This is a genomic window from Pajaroellobacter abortibovis, assembly GCF_001931505.1.
Classification (GTDB): domain Bacteria; phylum Myxococcota_A; class Polyangia; order Polyangiales; family Polyangiaceae; genus Pajaroellobacter; species Pajaroellobacter abortibovis.
On sequence record NZ_CP016908.1, the window covers coordinates 377,673 to 403,882 of the forward strand.

General features: G+C 47.6%; 30 protein-coding genes and 3 tRNA genes. 21 read left to right on the forward strand and 12 right to left on the reverse strand.

Annotated elements, in window-relative coordinates; all coding sequences use genetic code 11:
• Positions 1 to 29: 29 nt before the first annotated feature.
• From rpmE to tmk, 9 genes are all read left to right on the forward strand, one after another.
• The gene (rpmE, locus tag BCY86_RS01900) at positions 30 to 251 is read left to right on the forward strand and encodes a 50S ribosomal protein L31 (RefSeq protein WP_075276209.1); all 222 of its coding nucleotides are present in this window, start codon (positions 30 to 32) and stop codon (positions 249 to 251) included.
• Between the two features lie 13 nt (positions 252 to 264).
• Positions 265 to 1,482, forward strand: a complete 1,218-nt coding sequence (locus BCY86_RS01905) for a DUF1385 domain-containing protein (protein ID WP_075276210.1) — start codon at positions 265 to 267, stop codon at positions 1,480 to 1,482.
• Between the two features lie 80 nt (positions 1,483 to 1,562).
• Positions 1,563 to 2,654: a peptide chain release factor 1 gene (gene prfA, locus BCY86_RS01910; protein WP_075276211.1), complete on the forward strand. Its 1,092-nt coding sequence runs from the start codon at positions 1,563 to 1,565 to the stop codon at positions 2,652 to 2,654.
• A gap of 139 nt (positions 2,655 to 2,793) precedes the next feature.
• On the forward strand, positions 2,794 to 3,138 hold the full coding sequence (locus BCY86_RS01915; RefSeq protein WP_075276212.1) for a histidine triad nucleotide-binding protein: 345 nt from the start codon (positions 2,794 to 2,796) through the stop codon (positions 3,136 to 3,138).
• A gap of 15 nt (positions 3,139 to 3,153) precedes the next feature.
• Positions 3,154 to 5,775: an MFS transporter gene (locus BCY86_RS01920; RefSeq protein WP_083604117.1), complete on the forward strand. Its 2,622-nt coding sequence runs from the start codon at positions 3,154 to 3,156 to the stop codon at positions 5,773 to 5,775.
• A 170-nt stretch (positions 5,776 to 5,945) separates the two neighbouring features.
• A tRNA-Ile gene (locus tag BCY86_RS01925) sits at positions 5,946 to 6,019 on the forward strand.
• Between the two features lie 120 nt (positions 6,020 to 6,139).
• Complete coding sequence (locus tag BCY86_RS01930; RefSeq protein ID WP_075276214.1) at positions 6,140 to 6,865, forward strand: zinc ribbon domain-containing protein; 726 nt, start codon at positions 6,140 to 6,142, stop codon at positions 6,863 to 6,865.
• 15 nt (positions 6,866 to 6,880) lie between these two features.
• Entirely contained in the window at positions 6,881 to 7,978 is a 1,098-nt protein-coding gene (locus BCY86_RS01935) for a serine/threonine protein kinase (protein WP_075276215.1), read from the forward strand.
• A gap of 79 nt (positions 7,979 to 8,057) precedes the next feature.
• Positions 8,058 to 8,717: a dTMP kinase gene (gene tmk / locus BCY86_RS01940; protein ID WP_075276216.1), complete on the forward strand. Its 660-nt coding sequence runs from the start codon at positions 8,058 to 8,060 to the stop codon at positions 8,715 to 8,717.
• A gap of 101 nt (positions 8,718 to 8,818) precedes the next feature.
• On the opposite strand, the gene BCY86_RS01945 is transcribed toward tmk, so the two are convergent.
• The 3 genes from BCY86_RS01945 to BCY86_RS01955 form a co-directional block, all read right to left on the reverse strand.
• A complete protein-coding gene (locus tag BCY86_RS01945) occupies positions 8,819 to 9,607 on the reverse strand; it encodes a YcbK family protein (RefSeq protein ID WP_172824771.1) in 789 nt (262 codons plus the stop codon).
• An 86-nt stretch (positions 9,608 to 9,693) separates the two neighbouring features.
• Positions 9,694 to 10,527, reverse strand: a complete 834-nt coding sequence (locus BCY86_RS01950; RefSeq protein WP_075276218.1) for a hypothetical protein — start codon at positions 10,525 to 10,527, stop codon at positions 9,694 to 9,696.
• Positions 10,528 to 10,544: 17 nt separating this feature from the next.
• Entirely contained in the window at positions 10,545 to 10,850 is a 306-nt protein-coding gene (locus tag BCY86_RS01955; protein WP_075276219.1) for a YfhL family 4Fe-4S dicluster ferredoxin, read from the reverse strand.
• Positions 10,851 to 11,051: 201 nt separating this feature from the next.
• Between BCY86_RS01955 and BCY86_RS01960 the strand changes: the two genes are divergently transcribed.
• Genes BCY86_RS01960 through BCY86_RS01985 form a run of 6 tightly spaced genes read left to right on the forward strand, consistent with a single transcriptional unit; the run spans position 11,052 to position 16,083 of the window.
• Positions 11,052 to 11,651 carry a hypothetical protein gene (locus BCY86_RS01960; protein WP_075276220.1) on the forward strand — a complete coding sequence of 200 codons (600 nt, stop codon included), beginning with the start codon at positions 11,052 to 11,054 and terminating at the stop codon, positions 11,649 to 11,651.
• Positions 11,638 to 12,621 (forward strand): ABC transporter permease, encoded by a 984-nt coding sequence (locus BCY86_RS01965; RefSeq protein ID WP_075276221.1) that lies wholly within the window; start codon positions 11,638 to 11,640, stop codon positions 12,619 to 12,621. Before BCY86_RS01960 ends, BCY86_RS01965 begins: the two co-directional genes overlap by 14 nt.
• A 17-nt stretch (positions 12,622 to 12,638) precedes the next feature.
• A complete protein-coding gene (locus BCY86_RS01970; protein WP_172824772.1) occupies positions 12,639 to 13,436 on the forward strand; it encodes an ABC transporter permease in 798 nt (265 codons plus the stop codon).
• Positions 13,429 to 13,944 (forward strand): DUF4149 domain-containing protein, encoded by a 516-nt coding sequence (locus BCY86_RS01975; RefSeq protein ID WP_075276223.1) that lies wholly within the window; start codon positions 13,429 to 13,431, stop codon positions 13,942 to 13,944. Before BCY86_RS01970 ends, BCY86_RS01975 begins: the two co-directional genes overlap by 8 nt.
• A 15-nt stretch (positions 13,945 to 13,959) precedes the next feature.
• Entirely contained in the window at positions 13,960 to 15,366 is a 1,407-nt protein-coding gene (lpdA, locus tag BCY86_RS01980) for a dihydrolipoyl dehydrogenase (protein ID WP_075276224.1), read from the forward strand.
• A 51-nt stretch (positions 15,367 to 15,417) separates the two neighbouring features.
• A complete protein-coding gene (locus tag BCY86_RS01985) occupies positions 15,418 to 16,083 on the forward strand; it encodes a PspA/IM30 family protein (protein WP_075276225.1) in 666 nt (221 codons plus the stop codon).
• Positions 16,084 to 16,095: 12 nt separating this feature from the next.
• Here the strand turns inward: BCY86_RS01985 and obgE are convergent, their stop codons facing one another.
• Together obgE and BCY86_RS01995 are read right to left on the reverse strand one after the other, a co-directional pair.
• Positions 16,096 to 17,139, reverse strand: a complete 1,044-nt coding sequence (obgE, locus tag BCY86_RS01990) for a GTPase ObgE (RefSeq protein WP_075276226.1) — start codon at positions 17,137 to 17,139, stop codon at positions 16,096 to 16,098.
• A 72-nt stretch (positions 17,140 to 17,211) separates the two neighbouring features.
• Positions 17,212 to 17,284, reverse strand: a tRNA-Arg gene (locus BCY86_RS01995).
• A gap of 156 nt (positions 17,285 to 17,440) precedes the next feature.
• Between BCY86_RS01995 and BCY86_RS02000 the strand changes: the two genes are divergently transcribed.
• On the forward strand, positions 17,441 to 18,499 hold the full coding sequence (locus BCY86_RS02000; protein ID WP_075276227.1) for a hypothetical protein: 1,059 nt from the start codon (positions 17,441 to 17,443) through the stop codon (positions 18,497 to 18,499).
• A 12-nt stretch (positions 18,500 to 18,511) separates the two neighbouring features.
• Here the strand turns inward: BCY86_RS02000 and BCY86_RS02005 are convergent, their stop codons facing one another.
• From BCY86_RS02005 to BCY86_RS02025, 5 genes are all read right to left on the reverse strand, one after another.
• On the reverse strand, positions 18,512 to 19,108 hold the full coding sequence (locus BCY86_RS02005) for an SAM-dependent methyltransferase (protein ID WP_075276228.1): 597 nt from the start codon (positions 19,106 to 19,108) through the stop codon (positions 18,512 to 18,514).
• A gap of 21 nt (positions 19,109 to 19,129) precedes the next feature.
• Positions 19,130 to 19,798, reverse strand: coding sequence for a 50S ribosomal protein L3 (gene rplC, locus BCY86_RS02010; protein ID WP_075276229.1), 669 nt, complete (start codon positions 19,796 to 19,798; stop codon positions 19,130 to 19,132).
• A 19-nt stretch (positions 19,799 to 19,817) separates the two neighbouring features.
• Positions 19,818 to 20,198, reverse strand: coding sequence for a 50S ribosomal protein L19 (rplS, locus tag BCY86_RS02015; protein WP_075277514.1), 381 nt, complete (start codon positions 20,196 to 20,198; stop codon positions 19,818 to 19,820).
• Positions 20,199 to 20,445: 247 nt separating this feature from the next.
• On the reverse strand, positions 20,446 to 20,973 hold the full coding sequence (locus tag BCY86_RS02020; RefSeq protein ID WP_075276230.1) for a hypothetical protein: 528 nt from the start codon (positions 20,971 to 20,973) through the stop codon (positions 20,446 to 20,448).
• 64 nt (positions 20,974 to 21,037) lie between these two features.
• The gene (locus BCY86_RS02025; RefSeq protein WP_245776249.1) at positions 21,038 to 21,472 is read right to left on the reverse strand and encodes a (deoxy)nucleoside triphosphate pyrophosphohydrolase; all 435 of its coding nucleotides are present in this window, start codon (positions 21,470 to 21,472) and stop codon (positions 21,038 to 21,040) included.
• Positions 21,473 to 21,601: 129 nt separating this feature from the next.
• Between BCY86_RS02025 and BCY86_RS10680 the strand changes: the two genes are divergently transcribed.
• The 4 genes from BCY86_RS10680 (at position 21,602) to BCY86_RS02045 (ending at position 23,461) form a co-directional block, all read left to right on the forward strand.
• Positions 21,602 to 21,838: a DNA gyrase inhibitor YacG gene (locus BCY86_RS10680; protein WP_083604120.1), complete on the forward strand. Its 237-nt coding sequence runs from the start codon at positions 21,602 to 21,604 to the stop codon at positions 21,836 to 21,838.
• Between the two features lie 215 nt (positions 21,839 to 22,053).
• Positions 22,054 to 22,338, forward strand: coding sequence for a 30S ribosomal protein S20 (gene rpsT, locus BCY86_RS02035; RefSeq protein WP_075276231.1), 285 nt, complete (start codon positions 22,054 to 22,056; stop codon positions 22,336 to 22,338).
• A gap of 66 nt (positions 22,339 to 22,404) precedes the next feature.
• A tRNA-Glu gene (locus tag BCY86_RS02040) sits at positions 22,405 to 22,478 on the forward strand.
• Positions 22,479 to 22,645: 167 nt separating this feature from the next.
• Positions 22,646 to 23,461, forward strand: coding sequence for a hypothetical protein (locus tag BCY86_RS02045; RefSeq protein ID WP_156864990.1), 816 nt, complete (start codon positions 22,646 to 22,648; stop codon positions 23,459 to 23,461).
• Positions 23,462 to 23,514: 53 nt separating this feature from the next.
• Here the strand turns inward: BCY86_RS02045 and BCY86_RS02050 are convergent, their stop codons facing one another.
• The gene (locus BCY86_RS02050; RefSeq protein ID WP_075276233.1) at positions 23,515 to 24,336 is read right to left on the reverse strand and encodes a lysophospholipid acyltransferase family protein; all 822 of its coding nucleotides are present in this window, start codon (positions 24,334 to 24,336) and stop codon (positions 23,515 to 23,517) included.
• Positions 24,337 to 24,446: 110 nt separating this feature from the next.
• Between BCY86_RS02050 and BCY86_RS02055 the strand changes: the two genes are divergently transcribed.
• Positions 24,447 to 24,947, forward strand: coding sequence for a hypothetical protein (locus BCY86_RS02055; RefSeq protein ID WP_075276234.1), 501 nt, complete (start codon positions 24,447 to 24,449; stop codon positions 24,945 to 24,947).
• Positions 24,948 to 25,500: 553 nt separating this feature from the next.
• Here the strand turns inward: BCY86_RS02055 and BCY86_RS02060 are convergent.
• Complete coding sequence (locus BCY86_RS02060) at positions 25,501 to 25,698, reverse strand: hypothetical protein (RefSeq protein ID WP_075276235.1); 198 nt, start codon at positions 25,696 to 25,698, stop codon at positions 25,501 to 25,503.
• Between the last annotated feature and the right edge of the window lie 512 nt (positions 25,699 to 26,210).

A 26,210-nucleotide genomic window follows, 5' to 3' on the forward strand; every position in this document is an offset into this window, starting at 1 on the left:
TCGTATTCATTTAAAACAAAGGGCCAATCATGAAAAAAGGAATTCACCCTGAATATCTCCCTTCGCGTGTTGTCTGTGCATGCGGTGATACATTTGTCACCCGATCTACGCGAGGTGACATGATGGTAGATGTATGTGGAGTTTGCCATCCTTATTATGCGGGGACCCAGAGATTAGTTGATGCTGCTGGACGTGTGGATAGGTTCCGCAAGCGCTACCAAAGCAAGTTTGGAAATATAAAAGAAGCATGAGCGAAGAAAAAGGATGGATCAACCTACCCTAGATTCGATCGGTATTCAGACGAATACATCTCAAGAGAGAGAGAGGCACATTCGTTCTTACGTGGGGGGACAGGCAGTCATCGAAGGGGTGATGATGCGCACCCCTCTTTCGATGACGGTAGCTGTGCGGCGTGAGGATGGAACCATTCTCGTCCGCAGCAGATGGGCTCCTATTCCTCATGAGGCATGGCTCAAGTGGCCCTTCGTTCGAGGGATTTCATCCTTAGTGGATTCGCTTCGGTTAGGAGGGGAGGCGATTCGCTTTTCCGCTGAGGAATGGGAAAAGAGACTCGCTTCGCTTTCTACTTCTGCTGTTTTGACATGGAGAGTTGGAAAACTGAGCTTGTGGACTTGGTGGAAAGCGTTTTTGATCACTTCCTTCCCCTTCCTATTACCTAATGAAGAAGGGAATTCGTCGCCTCTGGTCTCTGTCTCTGCTGCAAATATAGCCCAGACGATGCATTCGATGGAGACTGAGCGCGCTTCGTCCGCAAAGGGGAGCAGTGGGGCTGCGTCGATGTTGATCGTTGGGATCCTTCTCCTTTGGGTGGCTTTGCCTCAGATGATTGCTGCGGGGTTCAATACTGCGCTTCGCCTGCAAGTGCCTCTGCAGTCGCTTGCTTTTCAAGCTCTCACAGGAGGGGTCAAACTCTCTCTCTTGATAGGCTATCTGCTTTTCTTGCGCAGAGTGGCCGATGTGCGCCGCCTATTCCAATACCATGGGGCTGAGCATAAATCGATTTATACGTATGAGGCGGGTGAGCCTCTTAAGGTGCAGTACGCACGCGGGAAAACCACACTACACCCTCGCTGTGGAACTACTTTTATGGTAATGGTGGTTTTGGTTTCGGTGGTTGTGTTTACAGCGGTGGGAGGGTTATTGCCTCGAATCCATACAGGTTATGCACTGCTTGACCACTTTTTGTTTTTTCTTGAAAAATTGCCCTTTCTCCCTTTGATTGTGGCGATCACTTTTGAGATTCAACGTCTCTTTGTGAAACTCTCCGCCATTTCATGGCTACGTTTCGTTCTTTTCCCAGGGCTTCTCACCCAAAAGATGACAACAATGGAACCGGAGGATGACCAGCTTGAAGTCGCTCTTGTGGCACTCCGTGAAGCCTTGTTATCTGATAAAAAATGGTCTGCTCTAGGAGTGGAAGTGACCCTCTACGAAGCGTCTACTTTGTGCACATCTGCTTAGTTATTGCATACGATTGATGAAAATCGATCTGATAAGCATTGGTGATGCATGCATGTGGATTGTCATGGTAGGACAAAAAGATGCTGCCAATCGATAAGCTTGAACAGCTCTGTCGCCGATATGTGGAACTTGACGAGCTGCTATGTCAGCCTCAAGTGCTTGCTGATAGAAACCAGCTTTCCAAACTTAATCGAGAACGCATCGAACTTGAGCCAGTGGTACAAGAATTCTTCCGTTATCGTGAGGTCGATAAGCAAGTTGTGGAAAGTGAGCAAGCGCTCTCCGACCCCGAATTGCGAGGGCTTGCAGAACAAGAGCTCGCCTTCTTTTTAGCTGAAAGAGAAAAGTTGAGTAGATCGATCCAGATGCTCTTACTCCCTACGGATCCGCGGGATAAAAAAAATACTATCTTAGAGATACGGAGCGGGGAGGGTGGAGAAGAGGCAGCACTTTTTGCTGCTGATCTGTTTCGTATGTACGTGCGTTACGCGGAGGCAAAAGGGTGGATTATCGAAATTCTTTCGATGAGTGAGAGTGTGGGGGGAGGGTATAAAGAGATCGTTGCGCTTGTGAGTGGCAAGGATGTCTATTCTCATCTCCGTTTCGAAGGGGGGGTGCATCGTGTTCAGAGGGTTCCGCTAACCGAAACGCAGGGGCGAATTCACACCTCGACAGCCACTGTAGCTGTGTTGCCCGAAGCAGAGGAAGTCGATGTCCAGATCGATGAGAAAGATCTCGAGTATTCCATTGCAGCCAGTGGGGGGCCGGGAGGGCAAGGGGTTAACACGACCAACAGTGCTGTGCAGGTTCTGCATAAGCCCTCAGGCATTTTAGTCAAATGTCAGGACGAGCGCTCCCAGATCAAAAACAAAGCAAAAGCCCTCAAGGTACTGCGCAGTAGACTGTTAGAGATCGAATGTCAGCAGCGAGAAGCACAGCTTTCAGCAGAGCGGAGGAGTATGGTTTCCACAGGAGAACGCAGTCAGAAGATCCGCACGTATAATTATCCTCAAAATCGCGTTCGCGATCATCGTATTCAACTTAGTCTCAACAAAGATCGCGTGATCGAAGGGGAACTTGACGAGCTGATCACCTCTCTACGCACTCACCACCAGGCGGCTCTTTTACAAGGGGAGACTGCAGACTTTTCGGAGGATATCGAAGATGGATAGGTAGGGCTATTCCGTGCAATACGGAAAGCATGATCGGGTGCAATCGATCCGAAGGCTTAATAAACAAAACTACCGCTTATTTTGAACATGAGTATATTGAGTCAGATGATTAGAGTTTTGAATTTCGGAGTTAGCCGTGATGCGAGATTGTCTCTTTTGTAAGATAGCCCATCGTTTTATTCCTGCACGTATTGTCGCTGAAAATGAATACGCGCTTGCGTTTCATGATGTTCGACCGGTTGCTCCTCATCATGTTCTTGTAATTCCTAAAAAGCACATCTCTTTTCTTGGAGATGCAGCAATAGAAGATCGGGAGCTCTTGGGCCAATTGCTGCTCATGAGCAAAGAAGTCGCTGTAGCGCAGCAGATTCATGAGACTGGGTATCGAGTTGTGATCAATCAAGGTGAAAATGCTTGTCAGAGCGTCTTTCACCTCCATCTGCACATTATGGGGGGTCGTACTTTTGCTTGGCCACCTGGTTAATCGGGGAGCTCGAGGATGACTTTGATACGCATGCGCCCTTTTTTAATGTGGGTATTCCCACTTTTGTTTTTTGCTTATCAGTTTATTCTTCGGCTGGCCCCAGGACTTGCTCTTCAGGAAGTGACAAGCAAGTTTGGAGTGGATGCTACAGCATTTGGGTTTTCATCAGCGGCCTACTACTTCGGATATGCGGGGATGCAGATTCCTGTTGCCTTTTTGCTTGATCGATTAGGATCTCGGAAAGTGATTCCTATCTGTGTTATTCTTTCTTCGGCAGCAACCTTTCTTTTTGCGCATACGCAGCACTGGAGTTTTGTGTTGATAGCTCGATTTATGGTTGGTGCTGGCTCTGCTGCAGGATTTTTAGGAACTTCCAGAGTCATCTCCCTTTGGTTTAACCATGAGCAGTATGCAAAGTGGATAGGTATTACCTTTGGGGTGGGATTGGTGGGAGCTTTTTATGGGGGGAGACCTATTGCCTCTTTAATGAGCGAATTGGGGTGGATTCGAGTATTCGATGGGATGGCTTGGTTGGGTATCGTGTTGGCAGTGACGATCTTCGTTTTTTTGCGTGAGCCAGTTCAATCCAATCGAGCTGTCTCTGAGGGGTTTACTGGATCAATAGGAAAGCAGCTATGGGCTGTTATTCAGAATCCAAAAATTGTGATCATGGCTTTCTGCAGTTTGTTGATGGTGGGTTCACTGGAGGGTTTTGCAGATATGTGGGGTGTATCGTATCTAGCGAGCGAGTATCCTTTCACGAAGCAGCAAGCCGCTTTTCTGGTTTCGTTTATTTTTATGGGGATGCAGGTGGGGGGGCCTCTGCTCGCCTGGTTTGCTTCGAGGTTCCAAGCTTACTATGAAGTGACAGCAGCGACCGGTTTTTTGACAGCTTTTATTTTTGCTAGCTTTCTTTTATTCCCGCATTCGTTTGGATTCAATTTGCTGGCGGGTGGGTTTTTCTGGATAGGAATATTCTGTTGCTATCAAGTTTTGATATTTGCGATGGGATCTTTTCTTGTCTCTGAGGAGAATCGTGGGGTTGCTGTGGCTTTTTTGAATTGCATCAGTATGCTTGGGGGTTCTTTTTTTCACAGCGCGATTGGGTGGATAGTCGATAGATATGGGCAGGGGAGTATGCAAGAGGGTGTTTGGGTGTATCATGCCCATGCGTACGCTATGGGGCTTTGGACGATTCCATGTAGTGCTGTTCTTGGAGCCTCGATCCTGTTCTCTTTGCGTCCACCTAGAGTTAATACCAAAACCACTTCTGCACTTCTCAGTATATTGATCCTGTCGTTCGATGTGACAGCCTGCCGAAAAGCTCCTCCTCCTTTTATCTCTCCAGAGAGTTCAACGCAAAGTTTGTTGGACAAACAGAAAAAGGATGAACCCCCCGTTCCTCCGTGTGTTCTCACTCCTCACCATGTGATTGAGGAGCAAACAGGAGGTGATAATAAAGTGGTAACCTTGGGGGATATCATCCCTTTAGGAGATCAGAAGTGGGCAGTGGGAGTTCTTCGAGAGCAAAAGCAGGGGGGGCGCATTGGTTCTGTGGTTCTTGTTTCGTCTGAAGAGGGCCCTCTTTTCTTTTTTGATCTAGGGTTCGCTTATGGAGATATCCCTCCACCAAGACCGATGCAAATCAATGGAGAATTGTACGCTAGCTTTTATATCCAAGAAGGGGAATGGAACGAGAAACATACTGCTTCCAAGGAAGAGAAAAACAGAATCCTCGCTCTTTTCCACCTTAAGCAAGGTGAAAAGAGTCATCCCTTGATCTCTTTTGCCCAGTCATATGATGAGTCATTTGCTTACAGTATGGCTCTCCATTCATCTTCTTCTGGTCTTGTCGTTTGGGACGAAGATATTGATGCAGGTCGTAAGGGAAGCCTGCAAATGTCGCTTTTTCATCAAGACCCAGGAAAAGGAGAGATGAAGATGGTCAAGGGCACCTCTTTTCCTCTTGCCAAAGGGGATGTAGATTTCCCTTTGGTTGCTCTTCGCCCTCAAGGATATTGGATCTTTTGGATAGCTCGTCGCACGGAGCGAGTCTCTTGGTCGCAGTCGCTTCGAGAGGCGGGGGATTCTCCAAGACTCGGAGAACTGAGCTATTATAGCTGGCTCGAAGTGGCTGCGATCGGTGAAAAAGGGGGGGTTGTACAGGCTGCGAGACCGCTGACCTCTATGAATGGTCGTGTTGAAGACTTTCAGGTGTGGCCTCTGAGGAATGGAGAAGTGCTTGATGTTTGGGTCCGCGAGAATCCCGAGCCGTTTCAAGAAAGTGGGCGTATCCTTCGGATTCAGATGGAACTTGGTAAAGAAGCCCACCAATCCGTGGTCTTGGACAAAGGCGTAGGTAGAAATCGAATAGTTTTACTCGGAGATCATCTTGTGCCTAAGTGGCTTGCCTATGCTGATCTCACAAACCACTTTCACCTTTTATCAGTTCATTCAGAGAACGAGGGAAGCTCTTCTTTTTCACTCGATCTTCCTCTTGGTGATGAAGCAGAACCCCTCCCTATTCTTCTTAAAGCGAAAGGAAAAGGGGATCGTTCACTTCGCTTCCTTGCTGCTTTTTCGTCTCCGCAAGAGAGGAGGATCCGATTTTATACGGTCGAATGCCACGTTGAATAGGTTGAATGAACTTTTTTTACTTTTTAAAAGTAAGTGATAACAAGGGTCTCTCAATGGAGTCTCTTTTGGTATCTGTCGATGTTCTTCTTTGTATTTCTGTTGTCAGATGCTATGAATGGTAAGGCCAGCGAGATGACATCTTATCTAGAAGATGTCTATCAGCGATGCGAGGGTCTGTAGCTCAATCGGTTAGAGCCCCCGGCTCATAACCGGGTTGTTCCTGGTTCGAGTCCAGGTAGGCCCACTCAGTACTTCCATCTTCGTGACATGAGAAGAATAAAAAACGTGCAAGCAAGAAGTGGCTAGTAGTATTGTGGGAGGCACGGTAGAAGTATTAACGAATGTCTGGAAAAGGAGAATCTAGTTGAGCATCGCTGATCAGATCCGTGCCCTGGAAATGCTAGCTGCCTTGGATGCAGAACTGAAGATCATTGAAGAACAGATCGCTACCCATCAAGCTGAGCTTTCTTCGTTGAAAGAAGCTTGCGAGACGTTGGATAGAAAATGTACAGAAGAGCGGGATAAGCTCCTCGTACTAGATAAGAAACGAGCAGATTTTGTCGCGCAGAGCCGCTCGATGAACCAACAGCTCGAGCGTTCAAGAGAAAAAATGACTCGGGCGCGCAATGAACGTGAAGTGAACGCAATTCAGCGAGAGCAAGAAGAATTGCGTAGATTAGTTCGAGATCAAGAAAAAGAACTGAAGAAATTAGCCGTTGAGCGGGAAACTTGTGTGGATCGCATGGAAGCGGCTGAAAAAGAAGTCGAGGTGGTCCGGCAGCAAATCCAACACAAAGAAGAGCACGCTGCTGTCTACCTCGGAAGCACCCAAAAGGAGTGGGAGGAGAAAAAAGAGGGGCGTCAGCAAATCGCAGTGACCCTTCCTCCTGTACTGTATCGTCGGTATGAACTTATTCGGGAGAAGCGCGTCGTTGCGATTGCGCAAACCTCCGATGGTACCTGCAAGGCCTGTCATATTTCGCTTCCTCCCCAGCTTTTTTATCGCCTTCGTAGTGCGCCTCTTTTGGAGCAATGCCCTTCTTGCAGCCGCTTTCTTTATTATGCGTCAATTCAGGAAATATTAGCTTGATAATGATGAGGAAGTATGAAGACTTGCCTTTTGTGTCACCGTTACTTTCCTTCTAGCGCTGTCTTTTGTGTAGTTGATGGTGCACAGCTCGTTGCGACGAGTTCTAATGGTACGCAAGTCCGTCTGGATCTACGTATTGGCAAAATTCTATGTGGTCGGTATAAGCTCCAGCGGGTTGTTGCGGATGGAGGGGTAGGGCGAGTCTATGAGGCGATGGATCAAACAGCAGGTCGTCGGGTAGCTGTCAAGATATTGGACAAATATGTGGTTCGTCAGGATCCCAGCGCTGTAGGACGATTCAAGCAAGAGTACGAGGTCAGCACGCAATTGCCCCATGATTTTATTGTGCACATGTTTGATTGTCAGCAAGACCCTACTGAGGGGGTCTGGCTGATTGTGATGGAGTTTTTGGAAGGAAAAGAGCTACGTCATATTCTTGATCAGGAAAGGTGGGTCCATCCTGGCCTTTTCATTCGTATCCTTTCCCAAATTGCGTTGGGGTTGGACGCTGCTCATGCTCGCCGATTTGTCCATAGGGACTTGAAGCCAGACAATCTATTTATCTGTCAAGATGAGGATGGAGGGAGTGTCAAAATTTTAGACTTTGGTTCCGTTAAAAACACCAATGAAGGGGCACAGAAATTGACGCAAATGGGCATGACCATTGGCTCTCCTTTCTATATGGCTCCTGAGCAGACACAAGGATTGGATTCGTTGGATGCGCGAGCGGATATCTTTTCTCTTGGTGCGATTACCTATGAGTGTTTGACCGGCGTGCTCCCTTTTAGTGGACAGCATGGGATCAGTGTGATGCTCGCGATTCTAACGAAGGAGCCTATTCCAATCAGTGCCCAGGGGAAGAATCTGCCGTTTCCCACTCCTTCCAAAATGGATAGTGTGATCAGGAAAGCTTTAGAGAAAGAGCCTTCACGCCGTTACGAGACAGTCGGTGCTTTTGCAGATGCGGTTGGATGGGCTTATGGCCTTTCTGGAAGTCATGCACAGTGGGCGTGCACGGCTGCTCAGGAGTTAAAGGAACGATGCGTACAGCAGAAAGGCTCTGCTGCTTTTATTCTTCGTGTTGACTCGGATCCTTTTCATTCGTTGTCTTGATTCCAATAGGAGCTCACGCTGGCGGGATTCTCGGAGGGATACAAGTGGTTGGAACCGTTTTTTAATGGATAGATAGGGTATGGGTCAAGGGCGTTTTTTTGTGTTGGAAGGAGTTGATGGGGTAGGGACCACCACACATTCCCGTCAATTAGTGGGCGCCTTGTGCGCTCGTGGAATCCCAACGTATTGGACTTGCGAACCGAGTCAGGGTGCTATCGGAAAATTGATCCGTCAATTCCTTAAAGAGCCTGCTGTACTAACCTCTGATTCCTTGCATTGGGCGGAGATGGCGTTGCTCTTTGCTGCAGATCGCCTTGATCATCTAGAGAATGAAGTAAAGCCTCGCCTACGAGCGGGGGGGATTGTGGTGGCTGATCGCTATGATGCTTCGAGTCTTGCGTATCAGAGCTTGGATGGAGGTGGAGATAAAGAGGAGGGGATGGATTGGATACGGACCCTTAATCGCTATGTTTTGCGTCCCGATCTTGTTCTGGTCTTGGATATCCCTGCCGAACTTGCGGCTTTACGCCGCATGGGTCGCAATCAATCTCCAGAGCTCTATGAGCGTGAGGAAATGCAGCGCGATCTTGTCTCCTTTTATCATCAGCTCCATCGTCATATGCCTCTTGATCCTATCGTTTATATTGATGCAACAGGGGCGATCGAAGAGACACAAGCCCGGATTGTGAAAGCAGTCCAGCCCTTCCTTCCTTCTGAAGGATTTTTTTCTTTCGCATGAAGAAGAGGAGGAAGGGCTGTGTATTTGTGAAGTGTGAGGCATCAAGTGTTTTCTTGTTCGATGTCGGTGGGTGGGGAGGAAAAGAAGGGGTTCTGCTGTAGCTAATTGTCTACGGTGGGGATCCATTTCAAGGGTGGGGTGCTGTGTTCCCCTCGCCAACGAGCGTGTTCGTCATTCTGCTTGGCGAGGTCGAATAGAACCCCTCGAAGTCTGCTTTTTTGTCCGGGTGGACTTGAGTCGACCCAAAAGTAACTTCGATCGCGCACGTCGATATGTACAAATCCGCTGGTAGGATAGAGACCGACCCCTACAAAACCGAGTCCCCTTGCGAATTGAGCGACCTGCTCATCTTTGACTCCTGGCACAAGAACATCGACTGCTCTCCCCTTGCCGTGATTGGATTGATCGCCTCGAAGGGTACGATATCCCGAGATAATTCGCACTTCTTCAGCATGAAAGCGATGTTGGAGTTGGTAGAGAATATCGATGATGCGAGGCTCTATAGGATGTTGATTTCCTGTGGAGGGTTCACGCAGAAGATGAGCAGCTTTGTCTAAATCGAGTCCAGAAAATCCGCCTTTTTCTGAAGCTGCGGTCAAGATAACCCGCTCGCTTGTATTGATTGCATGAAGGACTAGCATCGGGAGGCCACGCTCGTCCAAGGGGGCCTTTTTCCCAGGGGTGGCCTGATGCCATTGTTGGCGGAGGGCTTGGTATCCCGTTGTTGTTGGCTTTTTGGTTGTGTTTGGGCGGGAGGGGACCCGAGAAGGGGTGGAGGAAACCCGTTGAGACCCATGGCTTGTATGGGGAGCTCTTGGTTTTGCTTTCCCTGATTTTTGCGAGGGGGAGGGTGCAGCGTGCGTGGTGCTCAGACAACCGACAACTCCCATCCACAAGCCCCCTACTACCCAGAAAAATCTGGTTGACATTGCTTGTAGACGATAGTCAAAAAATTGGTGGAAGCCAAACAGGATACCTAAAATTGCCAGCTGACTGCACTCGCAGGAGTAAGTGTCCATTCGTATAGTGTTTCCTTGTAAGAAAGGTAATTGCCATTGATAATATGGTGAGTGAGGCCTAATTCGAAACCGATATGCATGTCTCGAAACCCTGCTTCAAGTCCGAAAACAAGTCCACTCCAGAGTCGACTGGCGGAGAAGGTGGCAGAAAATTGAGCAAAAGAGGGGGAGGGGTTCTCATAGTCCAGTACCTTGACTCCGATATGCTCATAGCCTGATCGGGTCCCTAGCCAAGCTTTGTACATGCCAAGACTGCTTTCCCATCCCAAAAGCAAAGGGACATCAAAGCCATATCCCCACAGATCGGACAGCGTGATACTCGGGATGGAGAAAACTTGCTCTGGCCCGTGGAAAGGGACTGCTCCCCCTATGCCGATCGATAAGGCCAGGTGCCTTTTCGTATCTTTAAAGGAGCGACGAATATCCGCCCGTGCAGTACGCCCTGTATACGTAAGTCCTACCTCTAATGATTTCCCTAATCCAGTTCGGGCTCCTGCTACAGGGGCTAGTCCAGGGGCGAGTGTAGCCATCAACAGCACCGATTTCGCATAGGTTGGGTCAGCTTCTGGCGTAGACGGGGGTCGGTTGACTAAAAACTGGTGAGCTGTTCGTAGGTTATCGAGGGTGGGTCCGGTGATCCATTGACTGCTGAACCCTGTAAAAGCGCGCACTTGTTGGGGAGGTAGAACCCGTGCGGGGTGCAAAAGCGGGGTCCCACCTGCGCATCCACCTAGACTGCCTCCAGCTGTAATGGTTGCGATCACAGCGGAAAATCGACGTGTGGAGGACACCGGCCGTTGCAAAATAGTTAGGTTCGAAAGCGAGAAGGGTAATTGTTTTTAGTTGCCCGTTCTTTCAGCTCTTCATCATCGGGATGCAACTCAAGAGCTCGGTTGAGCAGGACATGTTCACTCTCCACGTGCTTTGGATCAGGTAGACAACATTCTACGGGACAGACAGCCTGACAGGCTTCATGATCGTGAAATCCCACGCATTCTGTGCAAAGTTCTGGATCGATCACGTAGAATTCTGCTCCTTCGCTGATTGCTTCGTTGGGGCATTCCGGTGCACAGGCCCCGCAATTGATACAGTCTGCTGTAATGTATGTAGCCATCGTGCAGAATCTCCTTCACTTGAGTATATCATGAATTTTCGTCTCGGTCGAACTCTTGATCGGGGTGCATCATAATTGCCGCAGTATGAATGAAGAGAGAAGGAGAGAAAGAAGCTTGTACTTTCGAACGCAAAAATAGGTTGTTCTCCGTTTTCTTTTCCCTTTTGATTAGAACTCTCTTTAAGTAAAGAGTAAAAGAGGATGATGTTCTTATTTCGAAAGGATCGACTTTTTTTTTTCATTGGGGTCAGCGGTAGCGCTTTCTCTTTGCTTGCCTGCGGCCGATCGGTTGGAGATCCCTGTAGACAGCTTTTAGATTGCTCGAGCCAGGGTCCTCTAGTATGCGATACCTCTCAAGTGGGCGGCTATTGTACGATTTTTCTATGTAGTAGTCAAGAACAGGAATGTCCCGAGCAATCGATCTGTGTACTGCCTCAAGCGGTGATTCCAGGTTGCCCCTATGACGATCGGCGTATTCCGCTTGGTGCTGTCGATCGCTGTATGCGAACTTGTGATTCCGATTCGGATTGCCGTTCAGGGTATGTATGTGCCTCACCTATTTCTCCCCCCTGGTTCGGTCGAGTGATGCAGGGAGATCCTACTCGGTCAGTCTGCTTACCTGCCCCTTCCTTTCCTGTAGATTCAGAAGATGGCAGTGCCGGAGAAGGAGGTCAATCCGTGTGTACATCATGGTGGTTTCAGGTCCCTCCCATTGATGCTGGTCCCCAACGTGCGTACCAGCAGTCAGATGCTTCTGGACTGTCGAACACAGATGCAGGAGTCATGAATGCCCCCTTCTGAATCCAGAGTGAGATTTCCCCTTTGCTATAAAGGGATCGGTCGGTTAGCTCGTATTCTGATGCATAGCTTGGGAGAAGTGTTCTTGGTGATTTTTCTACTTGCATCTTTTGTATTTCTGGCTGTTCGCCTGTTGCCAGGGGATCCGGCCATATTGATTTTGGGGGAACAGGCTAGTCCCATCGCACTCCATAAACTCCGTCAGCAACTTTACTTAGATGAACCGCTGTGGCTTCAATACATTCATTTTTTTAAGCGTTTCCTCACCTTACAACTCGGTGAATCGATTCGACATCCTGGCCTTTCTACGCACACGCGGATTTTTGCTGCTCTGGGGCCGACCGCTGCGCTTGCGGGACTGGCTGTTCTGTGGAGTACTTGGATGGGTATCCTCTTGTCCTTTCTTTCGGCGAGCCATTGGCTAAAAGGAAAAGCTTCTTGGCTGCGGACAGGGATCGTTCTGATTTCCTCGACTCCCCTCCTTTCCTTCGCACCGCTCTTCACCTACCTGCTTACCGCCCGTTTTCGCCTCTTCCCTCTTCCTGGGGATCCTGAAGCGGGTGGATGGGGACTCTGTATGGCCGCAGGATTCCTTGCTGTACCGCTTGCAGCTCACCTGGCCCGTGTAGGGGGGGCTGTATTGCAGCAGATAGCCAAACAACCCTTTTTAGTGGTAGCGCGCGCTAAGGGATGCTCATGGCCTCGGGTTTGGCTAGTACACGCACTGCCTGTAGCTTTGGGTCCATTCCTGATCGTGATTGCATCACAGCTGGGGGCACTTCTGGGGGGTACGCTTGTGTTGGAACGCTTATTTGAGCGTCCAGGATTGGGGACACTGATCTTAGAGTCCTGTATTGCACGAGATCTTCCTGTACTGGAAACGGGTGTGATCGTTGCTGGGATACTTTTTATTGGGGTGCAAGGGATTGCGATGGCCCTTCACCGTATGCTGGATCCGAGGGTGAGAATATGAGGTCAAGAGGATGGGTTTTGGTTGCTCTCCATTTGCTCCCATTGGGGTCACTTGTTGCTTTTATGCTTTTGGTTGTGATGTTTGCAAAAGAGCCCCCTGGTTGGCTTGAGCCGATGCGATGTTGGTCCCCTCCTTCATGGGATCGGCTGTTGGGATGCGGAGAAGGAGGAGTGAACCTCATTCATTTTGTCGCTCATGCGGGTCTATACGGTATGATGTTGGCTTCTATTGTGGCTTCTGTCAGCTTCCTTTTGGGGACTCTCGTCGGTTCAATGGCTGCTCTGTTGCAGGGGTACGCAGAGCGCGTGGTGAGCCGCGCCTGTGATATCATCCAATCGTTTCCCACTTTTTTGTTGGCTATTTCTCTTTTGTCAATTGTGCAATCCCCAGCTCGCATTCACCTCGCATTCATTTTTCTGCTTACGGAATGGGTTCCATTCGCTCGACTGGCGCTTACCCAAACGAAGGTGTTGCGCTGTGCTGGATTTGTGGAAGCAGCTTATGCACTTGGCTTAAACCATGGCCAGGTTATGTGGCGTCATCTTCTTCCCAATATGTTAAGTGTTCTCGCAGTGCAGTGGGGCTCGAGCGCTGCTTCTGTGATTATCATGGAATCCTCCCTGGCTTTTGTAGGCGTAGGCCCTCGCGATGGGATGGCGCTCGGTGTGCTCTTGGATCAGGGAATCGTCTCGATGCTTCGGGCACCCCATGTACTTTTGGTTGGCTCTTTAACAATTTTTATGACAAAAATTTCCTTTCTGCTTGCAGGGCAAGCGTTGGATGTTCATGTTCGGGTTTTTCGGTCTCATGCGTAACCTGTCCTTTTTTACTTTATGCATGGGAAGTCTTGCTTCCTCTTTATGGGTAGGGGGACTTGTCGTTGTGGGAGCAGTTGTGGCTCCTGCTGTGTTCCAAAATATTCCAGCCCCTTTGAGCGGGGATGTGATGATTGTAGTATTGCATCGCTTTCATATGTTCGTTCTCGGTTGTGCTCTCTTTATGTTGGCGATGGAGGGGCTTCGTGCTAAATTCTGTGAAGTGCGACGGCTAGATTGGGTGAGACTTTTCCTGATCTGTGGAGCGGCAGGGATGGCCTTGATCCAGACTTTTCTCCTTTCTCCTGGTATTGAATCGCTTTATCGGGCAGGTGTTGTTCGAGGAAGTGGAGAGCAGGGGAGGGAGCTTCAGACCATTCATTCCATAGCAGAAAAGATAGCTCATGGTCAGCTATTGCTTCTTCTGGCAGCCTTTGTGATCTATCTTTTGAGCGGTGCAACTTCTTTTCAATCCCGTAATTCCGCAAATCATTTAATGGATAGCTAGGAGATAAGAATAATCATGAAAAGCTATGATGCGATCGTGTTGGGTGGAGGCCCTGCAGGTTATGTGTGTGCGATTCGATTAGGGCAGCTAGAACAAAAAGTGGTGTGTATTGAAAAAGAAGAAGTAGGTGGCGTCTGTCTCAATTGGGGTTGTGTCCCGTCGAAAGCTATCATTTCTGCAAGTCACCTCTACCATAAAATCCAACATGCGGACACCATGGGCCTTATAATGCAAGGGGTGCGTGTCGATCCGCAGAAAATGCAGGGTTGGAAAGAAGGGATCATCAAGAAGCTGACAGGAGGGATCCGTGGTCTTTTGCGGGGCAATGGGGCTGAACTCTTGATGGGGGAAGCGTGTGTGATCGCCACCAATTGTGTTGAAGTCCGTACGCGGGAAGGGGGAAAAGAGATTCTGGAGGCCAAAAAGGGGATTGTGATTGCGACGGGCTCCACCACCATCGAGATCCCTGCTTTCAAATTCGATGGAAAGAAGATTATAGGGGCTAAGGAAGCAGTCAGTCTTCGTGAAATTCCCAAGCGGTTGTTGGTCATCGGTGGAGGGGTGATCGGTCTCGAATTGGGGGGTGCCTACCAGCGGCTTGGTTCTCATCTCACGGTGGTGGAGGCTCTTTCTTCTCTTCTCACAGGGGTTGACTCTGAATGTACCGCAGTGGTTGAGAAGAGCCTGACCAAAAACGGGGCAAAAATTCTTAAAAATACCAAGGTGATAGGATATCAGGCACAAGCGGACGGTTCTCTTGTCGTCCAGGTTGAGCTTCCAGAAGGGAAGAAAGAGAACATTGCGGCTGATGTGGTTCTAGTGGCCGTTGGAATGAGGCCGAACGGGAGCCGCCTCGGTCTAGAAGAGATAGGAGTTAAGGTAGAACGCGGGTTTATCCCTACAGATGAGTGTGGGCGGACCAACATCCCCTCGATTTATGCAATAGGGGACGTGAGCGGGTATCCTATGTTGGCTCATAAAGCGAGCAAGGAGGGGGAGATAGTCGCAGAAGTCATTGCAGGCCATAAGGCTGCGAAAGATTGGGTGGGGATTCCAAGCGCTATTTTTACAGAGCCTGAAATCGCTACAGTAGGGCTGACAGAAGCTCAGGCTAAGGAAAAGGGTATCGAGGTGATCATCGGGAAATTCCCCTTTGCGGCGCTCGGCCGTGCGTTGGCTGTGAATGAGACTGAAGGGATTTTCAAAGTAATTGCAGATAAGAAGACACACGAAGTGTTGGGTATCCATATCTGTGGCCCTTCCGCGACGGATTTGATCAGCGAAGGGGCGCTTGCTCTCGAAATGCATGCATTTCTTGAGGATATTGGTCTTACTATCCATCCGCATCCCACCCTGGGGGAAGGATTGATGGAAGCTAATTTGAATAGTCTTGGACAAGCGATTCATGTACTCAATCGATAAAGATAAGGCTTAGTTTGGGATATAGCTCATGCCACCAAACAGGAGGATCCAATGGGTATCTTTGAGCGAGTGGGGAAGGTGATTTCAAGTAATATTCACCATCTTCTTCATCAGATGGAGGATCCGAAAAAGCTCTTCAACTTGACGTTGGAGGAGATGAGAGAGGCTCTCCTCCAGAGGCGGCAGGATGTCATCAAAGCCATTGCGACAGAAAAACAACTTCGGAAAAAGGAAGAAGAGCTCGCAGCCGAGATTGCAAGGTGGGAGAAGCGAGCGGAGCTCGCCCTTGAGCAAGAGAATGAATTCCTGGCGGCCGAGGCAATCAAGCACAAAAAGCGTATCTCAGACACATATCGAGCGACGCAGACGCTCGCTCTCCAGGCGCAGGAAGCTGCTCAGGGGCTCCAACATCAGATCCAGCTGATGGAACAACATCTACGGGGAGTCGAATTGAGGCATGGGACGCTTACTGTTCAGGCGGGGAAGGGGAGAGAAGGAGAGGGAGCGCTGGGTGAATTTGAGCGGATGGAGGAGTGCATTGAAGAGCAAGAAGCAGAGGCGCATGCGCTTCATGAGTTGAACCGTGCTTTTGAAGAGGAGGCGATGGGAACGACACAGCTTGAAGAGGCCTTTCGCTACCTCGAACAAAAGCAGCAGGGATTGGAGAAAACGGGAGGAAAAGAGAAAACCGAGGGGACCCGCATCCGGATTGAATAAAGACTTCTGTCTTTATGTCCTATCATCTTGATTTGATGGTTCTAAGGGGTCGCTCTCCTTTTGCTTGATGAATGGATAAAGCGCGAAAAGCAGGTCCCTCACCCCTTCTCCTGTAGCCGAAGAGAATCGTTTTAGATCGATCTGGATCTTCTCAAAGCGCTTTTTAAGGACAGGATAGGCATTGCGAACTTCAGGTAGATCGGCCTTGCTCATCGCAACGAGGGTGGGGTGGTCTGCCAGAACTTCGTTGAATTGAACCAGCTCTTCCTGTAGGAGCTGGTAGTTTAGGAAGGGATCGGACTGTTCTGTCTCATCTAGAGTGATGATGTGGAGCAGTACTTTAGTCCGCTCTACATGCTTGAGAAACCGAGTGCCTAAGCCAATCCCCTGGGACGCTCCAGGAACAATACCTGGAATGTCAGCCATGACAAAACTAGCGTAGTCGTCTAACTTAACGACGCCAAGATGGGGGACAAGGGTTGTGAAGGGGTAATCTGCTACCTTCGGACGGGCTCGGGAGCATACGCGAATCAGGCTGCTTTTCCCTACGTTGGGAAAGCCGAGCAATCCTACGTCAGCCAACACTTTGAGTTCGAGCCATAGGAGTCGTTCTTCCCCTATTTGTCCTGGTTCCGCCCGTCTTGGTGCTTGGTCGATGGAAGTAGCGAAGTGGATATTCCCTCTTCCCCCTCTTCCCCCGCGGGCGAGGATTATCTGAGCGTGGGGGACAGTGAAGTCGGCTAGTAGCTCCCCTGTTTCTTGCTCGAACACTTGAGTCCCCAGAGGCACTTTCCAGATCAGATCCTTGCCCGATTTTCCATAGGCATCCTTCCCCTTGCCGTTCTCTCCATTGCCTGCTCTGAGGACATGGGTAGATGGGAGATCCCAGAGCGTTGACAGATTGGGGTCGGCTTCAAAGACAATGTCTCCTCCTCTACCTCCATCTCCTCCGGCAGGCCCTCCAAAGGGGATGTACTTTTCTCGGCGAAATGCAATGGCTCCGTCCCCTCCCTTTCCTGCGACCACTTTCATCTCACATGAATCAATAAATCTCACAAACTTCCTGCATTGGCACGAATTGTACTTTATTTAAGCGGTGGAACCTCGGTATCAAGATGCGAGGAGCAGCGCCCTCGGGCAGAGTCGAACTGCCGACCAACGGTTTAGGAAACCGCTGCTCTATCCTCTGAGCTACGAGGGCCAGTCGCCATGCCATAAAGCTGACTTGTTTTCCTATTTCCTGAAATTGCGTCAACGTGTGGCGACACAAAAACAATTTTTTCTCAATTTATCCCAACCTAAAGCATTCTCAACACATTAATTGGTAATCGAATGAATAAAAGGCTACATTTAAACTATGTGTATACCTTTGTTTATTTTTATCCCTTTTTTGATGGTTGCTTGCAGCACCTCTAACAAATCCCCATCTCCTGTAGTTCCTGTAATGGATGAAGACGCCTCTTCATATAATGAACAAGATGACGCTTCTTCACATAATGAACAAGATTCAGGTTCCGATGGCTACTCTCCGCCTCCTCAGGAAAGAGATGGTGCTGCTCCAGATATTAAAAAAGCTCAGCAGGAATTTCTTTCTCTTCAAAGGATTCGAAAAGACAATCCTAGTGATTCCTACAATTACCAGGTAAATGCTCCATTCGTTCAGTTTGTTTCGAGTGGTGGATCTATATCTAAAGTGCCAGTTGCGCCGTTTGTCCATGCCTATGATTATAGCATGCCTCATTTTTTTGGTCTCGTCATCCGATTCACTCCAGACTTTTTCCCCAATGTACCACCAACTCTTCAAGCGGCGCTAGCTCAGTATGGCGAATTGGTGTGTGACATCTATTTTGTAGCTCAAAGTAAAGAAATTCAGAGTGACACCCCATCTACAGTTATCAATGGAATCACTTTCTATACATTACTTATCCGTCCTCATCATTGGATGGATGACTATTTGACACGTCATTTGCAAGGTCAAGGACCCCCATGGACTTGTTATGCAGATGTTGGCATTTTTGAGGATGCGGTTCCGTCTGTTATCTATCCACAACATCCTAGCGCGGTACCATTGGGAGGTTTAAGATCATTCTCGGTATCTTCTCATGATCAAACATTATCACCGGATAATGCGTGGATTAACGTGGATAAAAATGAGCTACAAGTGTTTTGGATGTTGGTTGTTGATACAACCCATCGTCGAGCAGCAGCTGTTCTGCACGCCCTTCTGCCTGTAGACAATGATTTGTTCTTAAAGTTTAATAATTATATTCAGTATGGTATCAGTACAGGTGGAGTCTCGAAAGGGAAAGACCCTGCCACAGAAACATTGCCCGAGTTGGTGCAGGTGCTTGAACGGTCTCCTGAGTTTGGATCGACCCCCTTGCTTGTTAAGCTGAAGGCCCTTTTGGGGATGTAGTTTCCTCCCCATTTAGCGGCGTTTGAAGCCAACTAGAAAGATTTCTGAGCTGACCCGACGTGTGCCTTCGGGGCGAAATATCTTCTCGTGCTCAAATCGCTCACGGATAGCTGTGCGCGCCTGAGGGAAGTCGCCGCCCATCAAGAGTTTCCCTACGAAAGAGCCGCCCACTCGTAGAAATTCATCGGAGAAAAGGAGGGCTTGAAGAAACAGCTCGACGCTGCGTGCTTGATCGGCGAGATGCGAGCCTGTTGTGCTAGGAGCCATATCGCTCAAAACGAGATCGTAAGGGGCAAAAGGGAGCAAGAGCTCGCGCGAAAGCTCAAAAACGTTGCCAGGTATAAAGAGGTGTGGAGAAGGCAGGGTGATCTTTAAAGGCCTGCTATCGACAGCAACCAGCATCCCTTTGGAAGTGATCTTTTGAGCGACATAGATACTCCAACTGCCGGGGGCCGCACCTAGATCAAGGACGTGCAGCCCAGGGCGAAGAAGTCGGGCGCGCCGGTCTATCTCTTCCAGCTTAAATACACTCCGGGCAGGATACCCCCCTTTTTTAGCTTGTTGTGTGAGCACATCGCTCCCTTTATAGGGTGACTTTCGAGAAGGCATGAGAGTCCCCAGACGGAGAAACTAAGCAGTCCCCCCTTTTTTAGGAGCTTTAACGGTGTGACGGATCAACACCAGTCCATTCTTCGGGCCAGGTATAGCCCCTTCAACCAGAAGTAAGTGTTTCGCAGGATCAATTCCAGCTACTTTAAGATTGAGGATAGAAACAGTCTCATTCCCATACTGGCCAGCCATCTTCAAATTGGGAAGGGTCCGTCCTGGGGTCATGTTAGTTCCAATAGAACCTCCGTGTCGGCGGTATTCGTGGGTACCGTGGGTTTGTACCATTCCGGCGAAATTCCATCGACGCATAACCCCACTAAACCCTCGGCCGCGTGTCGTCCCTTGAGCATCAACGCGTTGACCGATGGTGAACAGACCGTCCAGTGGTAGGACCTGACCTATCTGGTAGGCATCTGCAAAAGCAGGCTCACATCGAAGTTCTTTGAGGACCCGTTTAGGAGAGACACTGACCTTCTTGAAGGTTCCTGCGAGGGGCTTGGTAGTATGCTTTTCTTTTCGCTCTTCGAATCCCAGAATCAGAGCTGTATAACCATCTTTTTCCTGAACTCGCTTGCCCACTACAGTGACGGGACCTGCCTGGATTGCTGTGAGCCGCTGTACTGTCCCGTCTTCTAGAAAAGACTGAGTGCAACCAATTTTTCGACCGTAAATACCTGGATTTTTATTCATGTTGATATCCTTGGATGGGCTAAGCTCCAGGCACAGAGCGCCCTTTTGTCTCTTTTTGGGAGCGAATTCGGGCTGCCTTTCCTTCGCGATCGCGGAGGTAGAAAAGGCGAGCACGTCGCACAATTCCGTTTGCCAACACTTCAATTTTTTCGATGCGGGGGGAATGGAAAATGAAAACACGCTCGACTCCTACTCCGAAGCTCACTTTGCGTACAGTGAAGGTACTGCGAGCTCCTGCTCGGTGGCGTTTAATCACGATTCCTTGAAACACTTGGATACGTTCTTTATCCCCTTCAATAATTTTGTAGTGGACGCGAATAGTATCCCCAACCCGAAAATCAACCAGATCAGAGCGGAGCTGAGATTTTTCAAACTCGGCGAGTATAGGTGAAGTATGCATAAAAATTCTCCGAGCCAAAAGAGGGCGTTCAGCAGAGGGCATCCAAACCATAGATGCCTCTTCTTGTCAAACCCCCTTTATGCAAGTTCATTCGATTTTGTTAACGAGTTATAATATAGATAGGATGCCTTTAGTCTCTTTCTTTCGAAGAAGACAAGGGATGTCTATCATTCGTTCGCAGGTGCTTCTGAATTTTCCGATTTGAGGTAGAGCCCCAAAGGATAGAGCCACAGCCAATATCAGGCGCTTAAACGCGCTTTTCTTGGGGGCCCAGTTGCAGAAGTTCGCCTAAGTAAGCTCCGACCAATGTGAACAGAATCCCGATCGCTGCGGTAATGACATAGAGGAACGTGGGCATCGTCCGAACAGTTTGGCTTTGTATCAACAAGAAGGTGCTTGGGATAGAGACAAAAAAGCTCGCGATGGTAGGTTCAGCAAAGGTGCGTCCTGGGGACAGTCGGGCTGTGATCAGTCCTCCTAAGAACCAGACGGGGATGCAGAGGAGCATTCCATTGCCCCCTTCAAAATCGAAAAAGCGAATCGCTGTGGGAAGCCCGAAAATGATCACGCCTGTGAGCAACACTTGCACAAGCAATGCGATTCCGATCCACTGCCCATTCAGTTCTTCTTGTTGAAATAGTGCTGTTGGATTTTCTGTTTGGGCACTGCCTTTGAAAAGAGCTTCTACCTTGGCTCCGCAAGAGATACACCGCGCTAAATCCGATGGGTTTTTAGAGAAGCCGCACGCTGAGCAGACAACGTTTTGAGTAGCCATGGCAATCTTTCATCCTTAAAACAAGTAACGGGAAACACAGTCTATGTTGGTTACTTTTGTATTCCTATTCTGTCAAGCTTGCAGAAACAGTTTGGTTTTGTTCTTGCTTTAGCCTTTCTCGAACCTTGTCGAGAACTTGACTGTCTGCGGGAGGGAAATGGCTTGGGATCAGCTCAGTCCAGGGGCTCCACCGAAATGCGACAACATCCAACGCTTGGGGTTCTGGTGAATGTGGCAGCCGATATACCTCAAAGAAAAGGAGTAGAAGAGGGCTTTCAATGTCTTCGTAATGATAAAAAGTGACGTCTAAGATATCTCCCACATCGATAGCGATCCCTAATTCTTCGCTCATTTCCCGCTTGAGAGCTTTTCGTGGATCTTCGATGGCACCCACTTTTCCACCGGGAAATTCCCACATTCCACCTAAGTGTGCTTTTTGTTTTCGTTGCGTGAACAACACACGTTGATTTTCAATTAAGACAGCAGCGACAACGATCATAGTGTGCATCATTTTCCTGTTGGGAGTATCGAGAATGTGAGATAATATGGGTGCAATATAGATGGCAGTTTGCATTATAAGGAGTGATATAGACTCTTTATGATTACTTTGCGAAATGGCGAATAAGAGATGAATGAACGGTTTTCTGCAAGGTGTATCGTATGTGGATGCTTGAAAACAAAGTTGGTTGGAAAAGAGTCGCATCGTCCTTTAGGACCTTTTTGTTCTGAGCGATGCCGTCAGGTTGATTTAGGCCGTTGGTTGGGAGAGGAGTACCGAATTGTGGATACAAGCGAAAGGAATAGGATTGAGTCTGATTTTTCAGAGAGTGCGCTATCTGTTGGTGAGAGTGACGGCACTGCCTAACAAATGATTGAAGGACAACCGGTTGCCTGTATGGGGAGAACAAATGAGAACTCTCTATAAAATTGTGTTGCATGATCATGATTTTGACAAAAGGTGGCTATTTTGCTTGACATAAGGTATGGAAGTGCGAAAAGAAAGAAAATCAATATTGGCATCTTTTTGCAATCTAAAATGCAACCAGACTATTGGTAGAAGTATGCAACGAGGTTGTTTAAGTGGCTAGTCATCCATCTGCTGAAAAAAGAAATCGACAACGAATTAAGCGTACCTTGCATCGTCGTGGAATTCACAGTGCTGTGCGTACATTTGTTAAACGAGTCCGTGTTGCGTTGCGCGGGGTAGATACTGCAGTTGCCCAGGTTGCGCTTAAAGAAGCAATCTCTAAACTTGGTAAAGCAGCAAGTAAGGGGATTATTCACGAAAAAGCTGCATCTCGAACGGTCGCCAGGCTCTCTCGACAAGTTTCTCAGTTAATAAGAGCAGCGGGGAATTCCTCGTAGAGGGAAATGCTATCAGGCCTTCATACCAGTTTGGAAAGCTTGCCAAGGATAATGTGTTATTTTTTTGTCCCCATCGTCTAGTTGGCCTAGGACAACGGCTTTTCACGTCGTTAACGGGGGTTCGAATCCCCCTGGGGACGCTTGGCCTGCAAGGAATTTTAAGCCTAATCACAATAAAAAAAATATATTGAGATAAAGGAGGTCCATGACAGTTTTGCCAAGATAAAGGTTGCATTTTTATTTTGTTGGATGTATTAAAAACAAGAAAGCAAGCATAATCTATTAATAAATGCTTGTATAATGAACATTGACAATAAAACGTCAATCTAACTCAATCTACCTATCTTCGGAGAAAAATTTCATGTCTATGATTACAAAACCAACGGTTCGTTATATATTAGGTGCCTTTTTTCTTAGCTCTGCATCTATGCTCGTAGCTTGTGGTGATAGTAAGGATAGTAAGCCTGCTACCAGCCAAGAAGGTGGGTCTGAAGCTGGATCTAAACAAGAAGGTGGGTCCGATAGTGGGTCTGAAGCTGAAGCTCCTCTTATGGGAGAGTGTGCCAAGCATGAAGACTGCGGTGGTGCGATATGCGACTCGGCTACAAAAAAATGTAAAGTGATTATGTTTGTGTCCAAAAACAAATATAAGGCAACACAAGTGGCTACAGCATGTACTGAAGAACTTAAGGGAGCTGCAGCAGCACTTCAGAATTTCAATTTTGTTCCTGTTGTCTCTAAGTCTGACAAAGATGTGAAGACAATATTTGCGTCGCTCAAAGGACCTGTTGTGCTTCCTGATGCTACAGGGACACAAGTGGCTTCGAGCGCTACAGCTATGCTTTCTGCTGGGACTACTCCTTTGGCGCGTGCTGTTTCGATTGGAGCAGATGGAAAGTCAGTTTCTGAGGTTAGTAACGTAGGAGTTATGACAGGAACTAAGGCAGATGGGACTATGGCAACAGATACAGCGAAAAATTGGACAGATGATAATGCAAAAGTTCAGTATGGGATGGCAAATGCAACTAATGGTGATTGGTTATTCAAGGGCACAATTGTAACTGTATCCTCTCCACAGCTTGTGTATTGTGTTTCGTCCGGAAACATGGGAAATAAAAATTAGTTTTCTGCTCTGCAAGTTGGTGCTTATTCTTCTTTCTAAGAATAAGCACCATTTTATTTTTGTGTTTTAGTAATAAATGAGCGAAGTTTCTTTTCTTCCTGACCGAGTTGATGGATTGCTATTAGTGTTTTGTTTGTAATTTGTTTATAGAGAGAAAAGGAGGGTGGTAGATCAAGCAGCGAGCTTAATGCTATTGGCTCTCCAAAGACAATAATAACATGTTCTCCTTGATGTCTCCAATTTGAGTATATTTGTTTTATAAAATGGTTAGTAAGACCATTGATGAATACAGGAAGAACAGGGACTCTGGCTTCGTAAATAAGCCTGCCTGTGCCATTCTGAGCAGGCAGTAGAGTATAAGGGTCTTCTCCTGTGTTGCGTGTACCTTCTGGATGGATACCAACGAATGTATTCCCACGTCTGAGAAGAGAAGTGAGCTCAGTAAGATTCTGATGGTTAAGTAGAGCTCTTTTTTTGTCTCTGAAAAAAGGGGGATACATCGCAAAAAAGCTCATTGTTCCATTGATTACTAGACCTAGGGGGTGATCGTAAAAAAAAGTAGAACGGACTGGAAAAAGGAGGCGATGACGGAGTCCATGACGTACAAGCAGTGAAGTAATGACATACAAGTCGAAGAAACTTCGGTGATTGCTTACACATAGAAAACTCTGAGAGGAATTTAAGGCTGGAAGTCGTTCAAGGCCGTGGACGTGTCGCAGGTGGCATGTTGCCCAGTTAATCCATCTTGCTCCTAGTGTTCGTTGGGCAAAACGTAGAGTTGTGTCGAGAGGGCCTATCTTTAACGTTTGACGAACGAGCTGAATGTGGAAACGTTCTATCCGACTGAGCGATGAAAAGGAGGACTTGAACACCATATGAATTCTCTACAGAAAAAGTCAGACGAGTCCTAGAGCAGAAAGAGAAAAAAACAAAAAAGTCAGGAAAAAAACTCCCGTCCTGGACGGATTCATGGCAATCTATAGCCATGTCAATATCATCAAATCGGACGGAAGCTCTCCGTCAACTTTTTACTCCTGTCCTTGCAGTGCTCAGCGAAACCCATCGCAGGGGTTTTGATGAGCTCTGCTCTTTTGCCTCTCTCGGAGAGGCTTCGAGTGCAGCCTTGAGGGATATTCAAGGGTTATTGCGTCGCCTGGAATCATCTCTGCATAGTGCTGAAGTGGGAAGAAATAGAAAAGGGCCTCAGGTTAAGGCAAATGTCCGAGGTGAAAGGCCTGATAGAATCTCTGGCAAGGCTCGTGGAGCACATGGCAAATCTCTTAACGCTGTCCCTTTGAGAGATATGATTCTTCCTATTCTACGAGAATCCAAAGTCCCTCTCCGTGTTCGGGAACTAAGCGAACGCGTTCTCAAAGCAGGATACCAAACCCAGAGTAAAAAGTTTGGGAAAGTTCTCTCCTCCTTGCTGGTGACCATGCCAGAAGTAGAAAGAGGGCCTGACGGGGGATATCGTCTCAAGTCATAGGGAACACAACAGACATGGAGCGTTTGTCTGAGGTTCATTCGCTTTGTTTATGTATGGAAAGATCTTGAAATGGCTAGAAAATGTTTCCATGCACAGTGCCTTTCTTACGTAGCTACCTTTCGTTCCGAGATATCTTCTCTGAACGTAAAAGCTTGCTGTCAGCTGTTTTCCTCTGCTTTTTACAGGCAGATGATTCTCAGCTGACGGCAAATAGGAGGAGCTGTATTTATTTACGTTTCTTCCTCCAAGAAAAGAAAAAAGCTCTTTTACATGTCTTTAATAAAAGAAAACGCGAGGAAACTTTTTCAGATACAATAATTGGTTTATTTTTATCTCCAATTAGAATGGTATGCACTGTGGTTCTTCCTGTTTTAGGAAGGTAATATGGAGTATCCAGTCTTGAAATGAGCTTCTATTTTGCTCGTACCTACCGCAGGTGGTAGTTGAAATGATCGACTAAAGGCCCCATACTATCTTTCAGTATACCGATATGCCTTTTCTTTCCCTTCCTTTCGCTCTTCTCCATGGAGAGTAAGTACTTGATGCTCAACTTTTAATTGGACGTCACTTCTGTCATCCCGAACAGCTCGGTCCGTATCGTATAGTTATATTCTCCTTCACAAATTTCTAGAGGGGGAAGTATTCTATCCCTGTATTCTTGCATTGGTTCTTTTTGCGAGAAGAAGTTTTTAAATAGATGAGTGATTTGGTACTGATGTGGATCGATTGCAAGCCTAGTTAAAGTAGTCATAACTTACCCTCCTTACACCACACTGGATATGGCTTCTTTTAAAAAACCATGTATGGGAAGGAAGAATGAAAGGGAAGAAAAGTGATTTTTAATGCTTATCATTTGGTTGTTCGCAGAGGATAAATTTTGGTTGTTTGAAAGAACAATTAATATATTAATCTAATTATTAAATTCGATAAAAGGTTATCTGTTAAAGAAAGCAGATTTTTTTATATCGCAATCTTTTTTTCTTGTCTTAACAATGGAGCGAAGAATGATTCCGGGGAGCATAATAGGTAGAAGGATAGCCTGAAGCAGGAACCTAAGTTCTCTTTTGGAAACCAATGACGTGAGCCTTGAGTGAGACAGAGATGGAGAGTCTCTCTGGAAATCAGAACAGCCCTATATTATCGACTTAAAGTGTGAAACAATGGTTGTCAAAGATTCTTCTAGAGAAGTGAAGACATCGAAATGTATATTAAACAGACCGAGCGAACAAAAGAGCTTTATCATTGGCTTGTGCGAGAAAATCC

What these genes read in the sequence shown, in the direction of transcription:
- rplC (WP_075276229.1), bottom strand. Translation starts at nt 19,798, where the DNA reads ATGAATAAAAATCCAGGTATTTACGGTCGAAAAATTGGTTGCACTCAG.
- BCY86_RS01905 (WP_075276210.1), top strand. Translation starts at nt 265, where the DNA reads ATGGATCAACCTACCCTAGATTCGATCGGTATTCAGACGAATACATCT.
- BCY86_RS02025 (WP_245776249.1), bottom strand. Translation starts at nt 21,472, where the DNA reads ATGATCGTTGTCGCTGCTGTCTTAATTGAAAATCAACGTGTGTTGTTC.
- BCY86_RS01935 (WP_075276215.1), top strand. Translation starts at nt 6,881, where the DNA reads ATGAAGACTTGCCTTTTGTGTCACCGTTACTTTCCTTCTAGCGCTGTC.
- prfA (WP_075276211.1), top strand. Translation starts at nt 1,563, where the DNA reads ATGCTGCCAATCGATAAGCTTGAACAGCTCTGTCGCCGATATGTGGAA.
- BCY86_RS01915 (WP_075276212.1), top strand. Translation starts at nt 2,794, where the DNA reads ATGCGAGATTGTCTCTTTTGTAAGATAGCCCATCGTTTTATTCCTGCA.
- BCY86_RS02050 (WP_075276233.1), bottom strand. Translation starts at nt 24,336, where the DNA reads ATGGTGTTCAAGTCCTCCTTTTCATCGCTCAGTCGGATAGAACGTTTC.
- lpdA (WP_075276224.1), top strand. Translation starts at nt 13,960, where the DNA reads ATGAAAAGCTATGATGCGATCGTGTTGGGTGGAGGCCCTGCAGGTTAT.
- BCY86_RS01960 (WP_075276220.1), top strand. Translation starts at nt 11,052, where the DNA reads ATGATGTTCTTATTTCGAAAGGATCGACTTTTTTTTTTCATTGGGGTC.
- rpmE (WP_075276209.1), top strand. Translation starts at nt 30, where the DNA reads ATGAAAAAAGGAATTCACCCTGAATATCTCCCTTCGCGTGTTGTCTGT.
- tmk (WP_075276216.1), top strand. Translation starts at nt 8,058, where the DNA reads ATGGGTCAAGGGCGTTTTTTTGTGTTGGAAGGAGTTGATGGGGTAGGG.
- BCY86_RS02060 (WP_075276235.1), bottom strand. Translation starts at nt 25,698, where the DNA reads ATGACTACTTTAACTAGGCTTGCAATCGATCCACATCAGTACCAAATC.
- BCY86_RS01945 (WP_172824771.1), bottom strand. Translation starts at nt 9,607, where the DNA reads ATGGGAGTTGTCGGTTGTCTGAGCACCACGCACGCTGCACCCTCCCCC.
- BCY86_RS02000 (WP_075276227.1), top strand. Translation starts at nt 17,441, where the DNA reads ATGTGTATACCTTTGTTTATTTTTATCCCTTTTTTGATGGTTGCTTGC.
- BCY86_RS10680 (WP_083604120.1), top strand. Translation starts at nt 21,602, where the DNA reads ATGAATGAACGGTTTTCTGCAAGGTGTATCGTATGTGGATGCTTGAAA.
- BCY86_RS01955 (WP_075276219.1), bottom strand. Translation starts at nt 10,850, where the DNA reads ATGGCTACATACATTACAGCAGACTGTATCAATTGCGGGGCCTGTGCA.
- BCY86_RS01965 (WP_075276221.1), top strand. Translation starts at nt 11,638, where the DNA reads ATGCCCCCTTCTGAATCCAGAGTGAGATTTCCCCTTTGCTATAAAGGG.
- rplS (WP_075277514.1), bottom strand. Translation starts at nt 20,198, where the DNA reads ATGCATACTTCACCTATACTCGCCGAGTTTGAAAAATCTCAGCTCCGC.
- BCY86_RS02055 (WP_075276234.1), top strand. Translation starts at nt 24,447, where the DNA reads ATGTCAATATCATCAAATCGGACGGAAGCTCTCCGTCAACTTTTTACT.
- BCY86_RS02020 (WP_075276230.1), bottom strand. Translation starts at nt 20,973, where the DNA reads ATGGCTACTCAAAACGTTGTCTGCTCAGCGTGCGGCTTCTCTAAAAAC.
- BCY86_RS01985 (WP_075276225.1), top strand. Translation starts at nt 15,418, where the DNA reads ATGGGTATCTTTGAGCGAGTGGGGAAGGTGATTTCAAGTAATATTCAC.
- BCY86_RS01920 (WP_083604117.1), top strand. Translation starts at nt 3,154, where the DNA reads ATGACTTTGATACGCATGCGCCCTTTTTTAATGTGGGTATTCCCACTT.
- BCY86_RS02005 (WP_075276228.1), bottom strand. Translation starts at nt 19,108, where the DNA reads ATGCCTTCTCGAAAGTCACCCTATAAAGGGAGCGATGTGCTCACACAA.
- BCY86_RS01975 (WP_075276223.1), top strand. Translation starts at nt 13,429, where the DNA reads ATGCGTAACCTGTCCTTTTTTACTTTATGCATGGGAAGTCTTGCTTCC.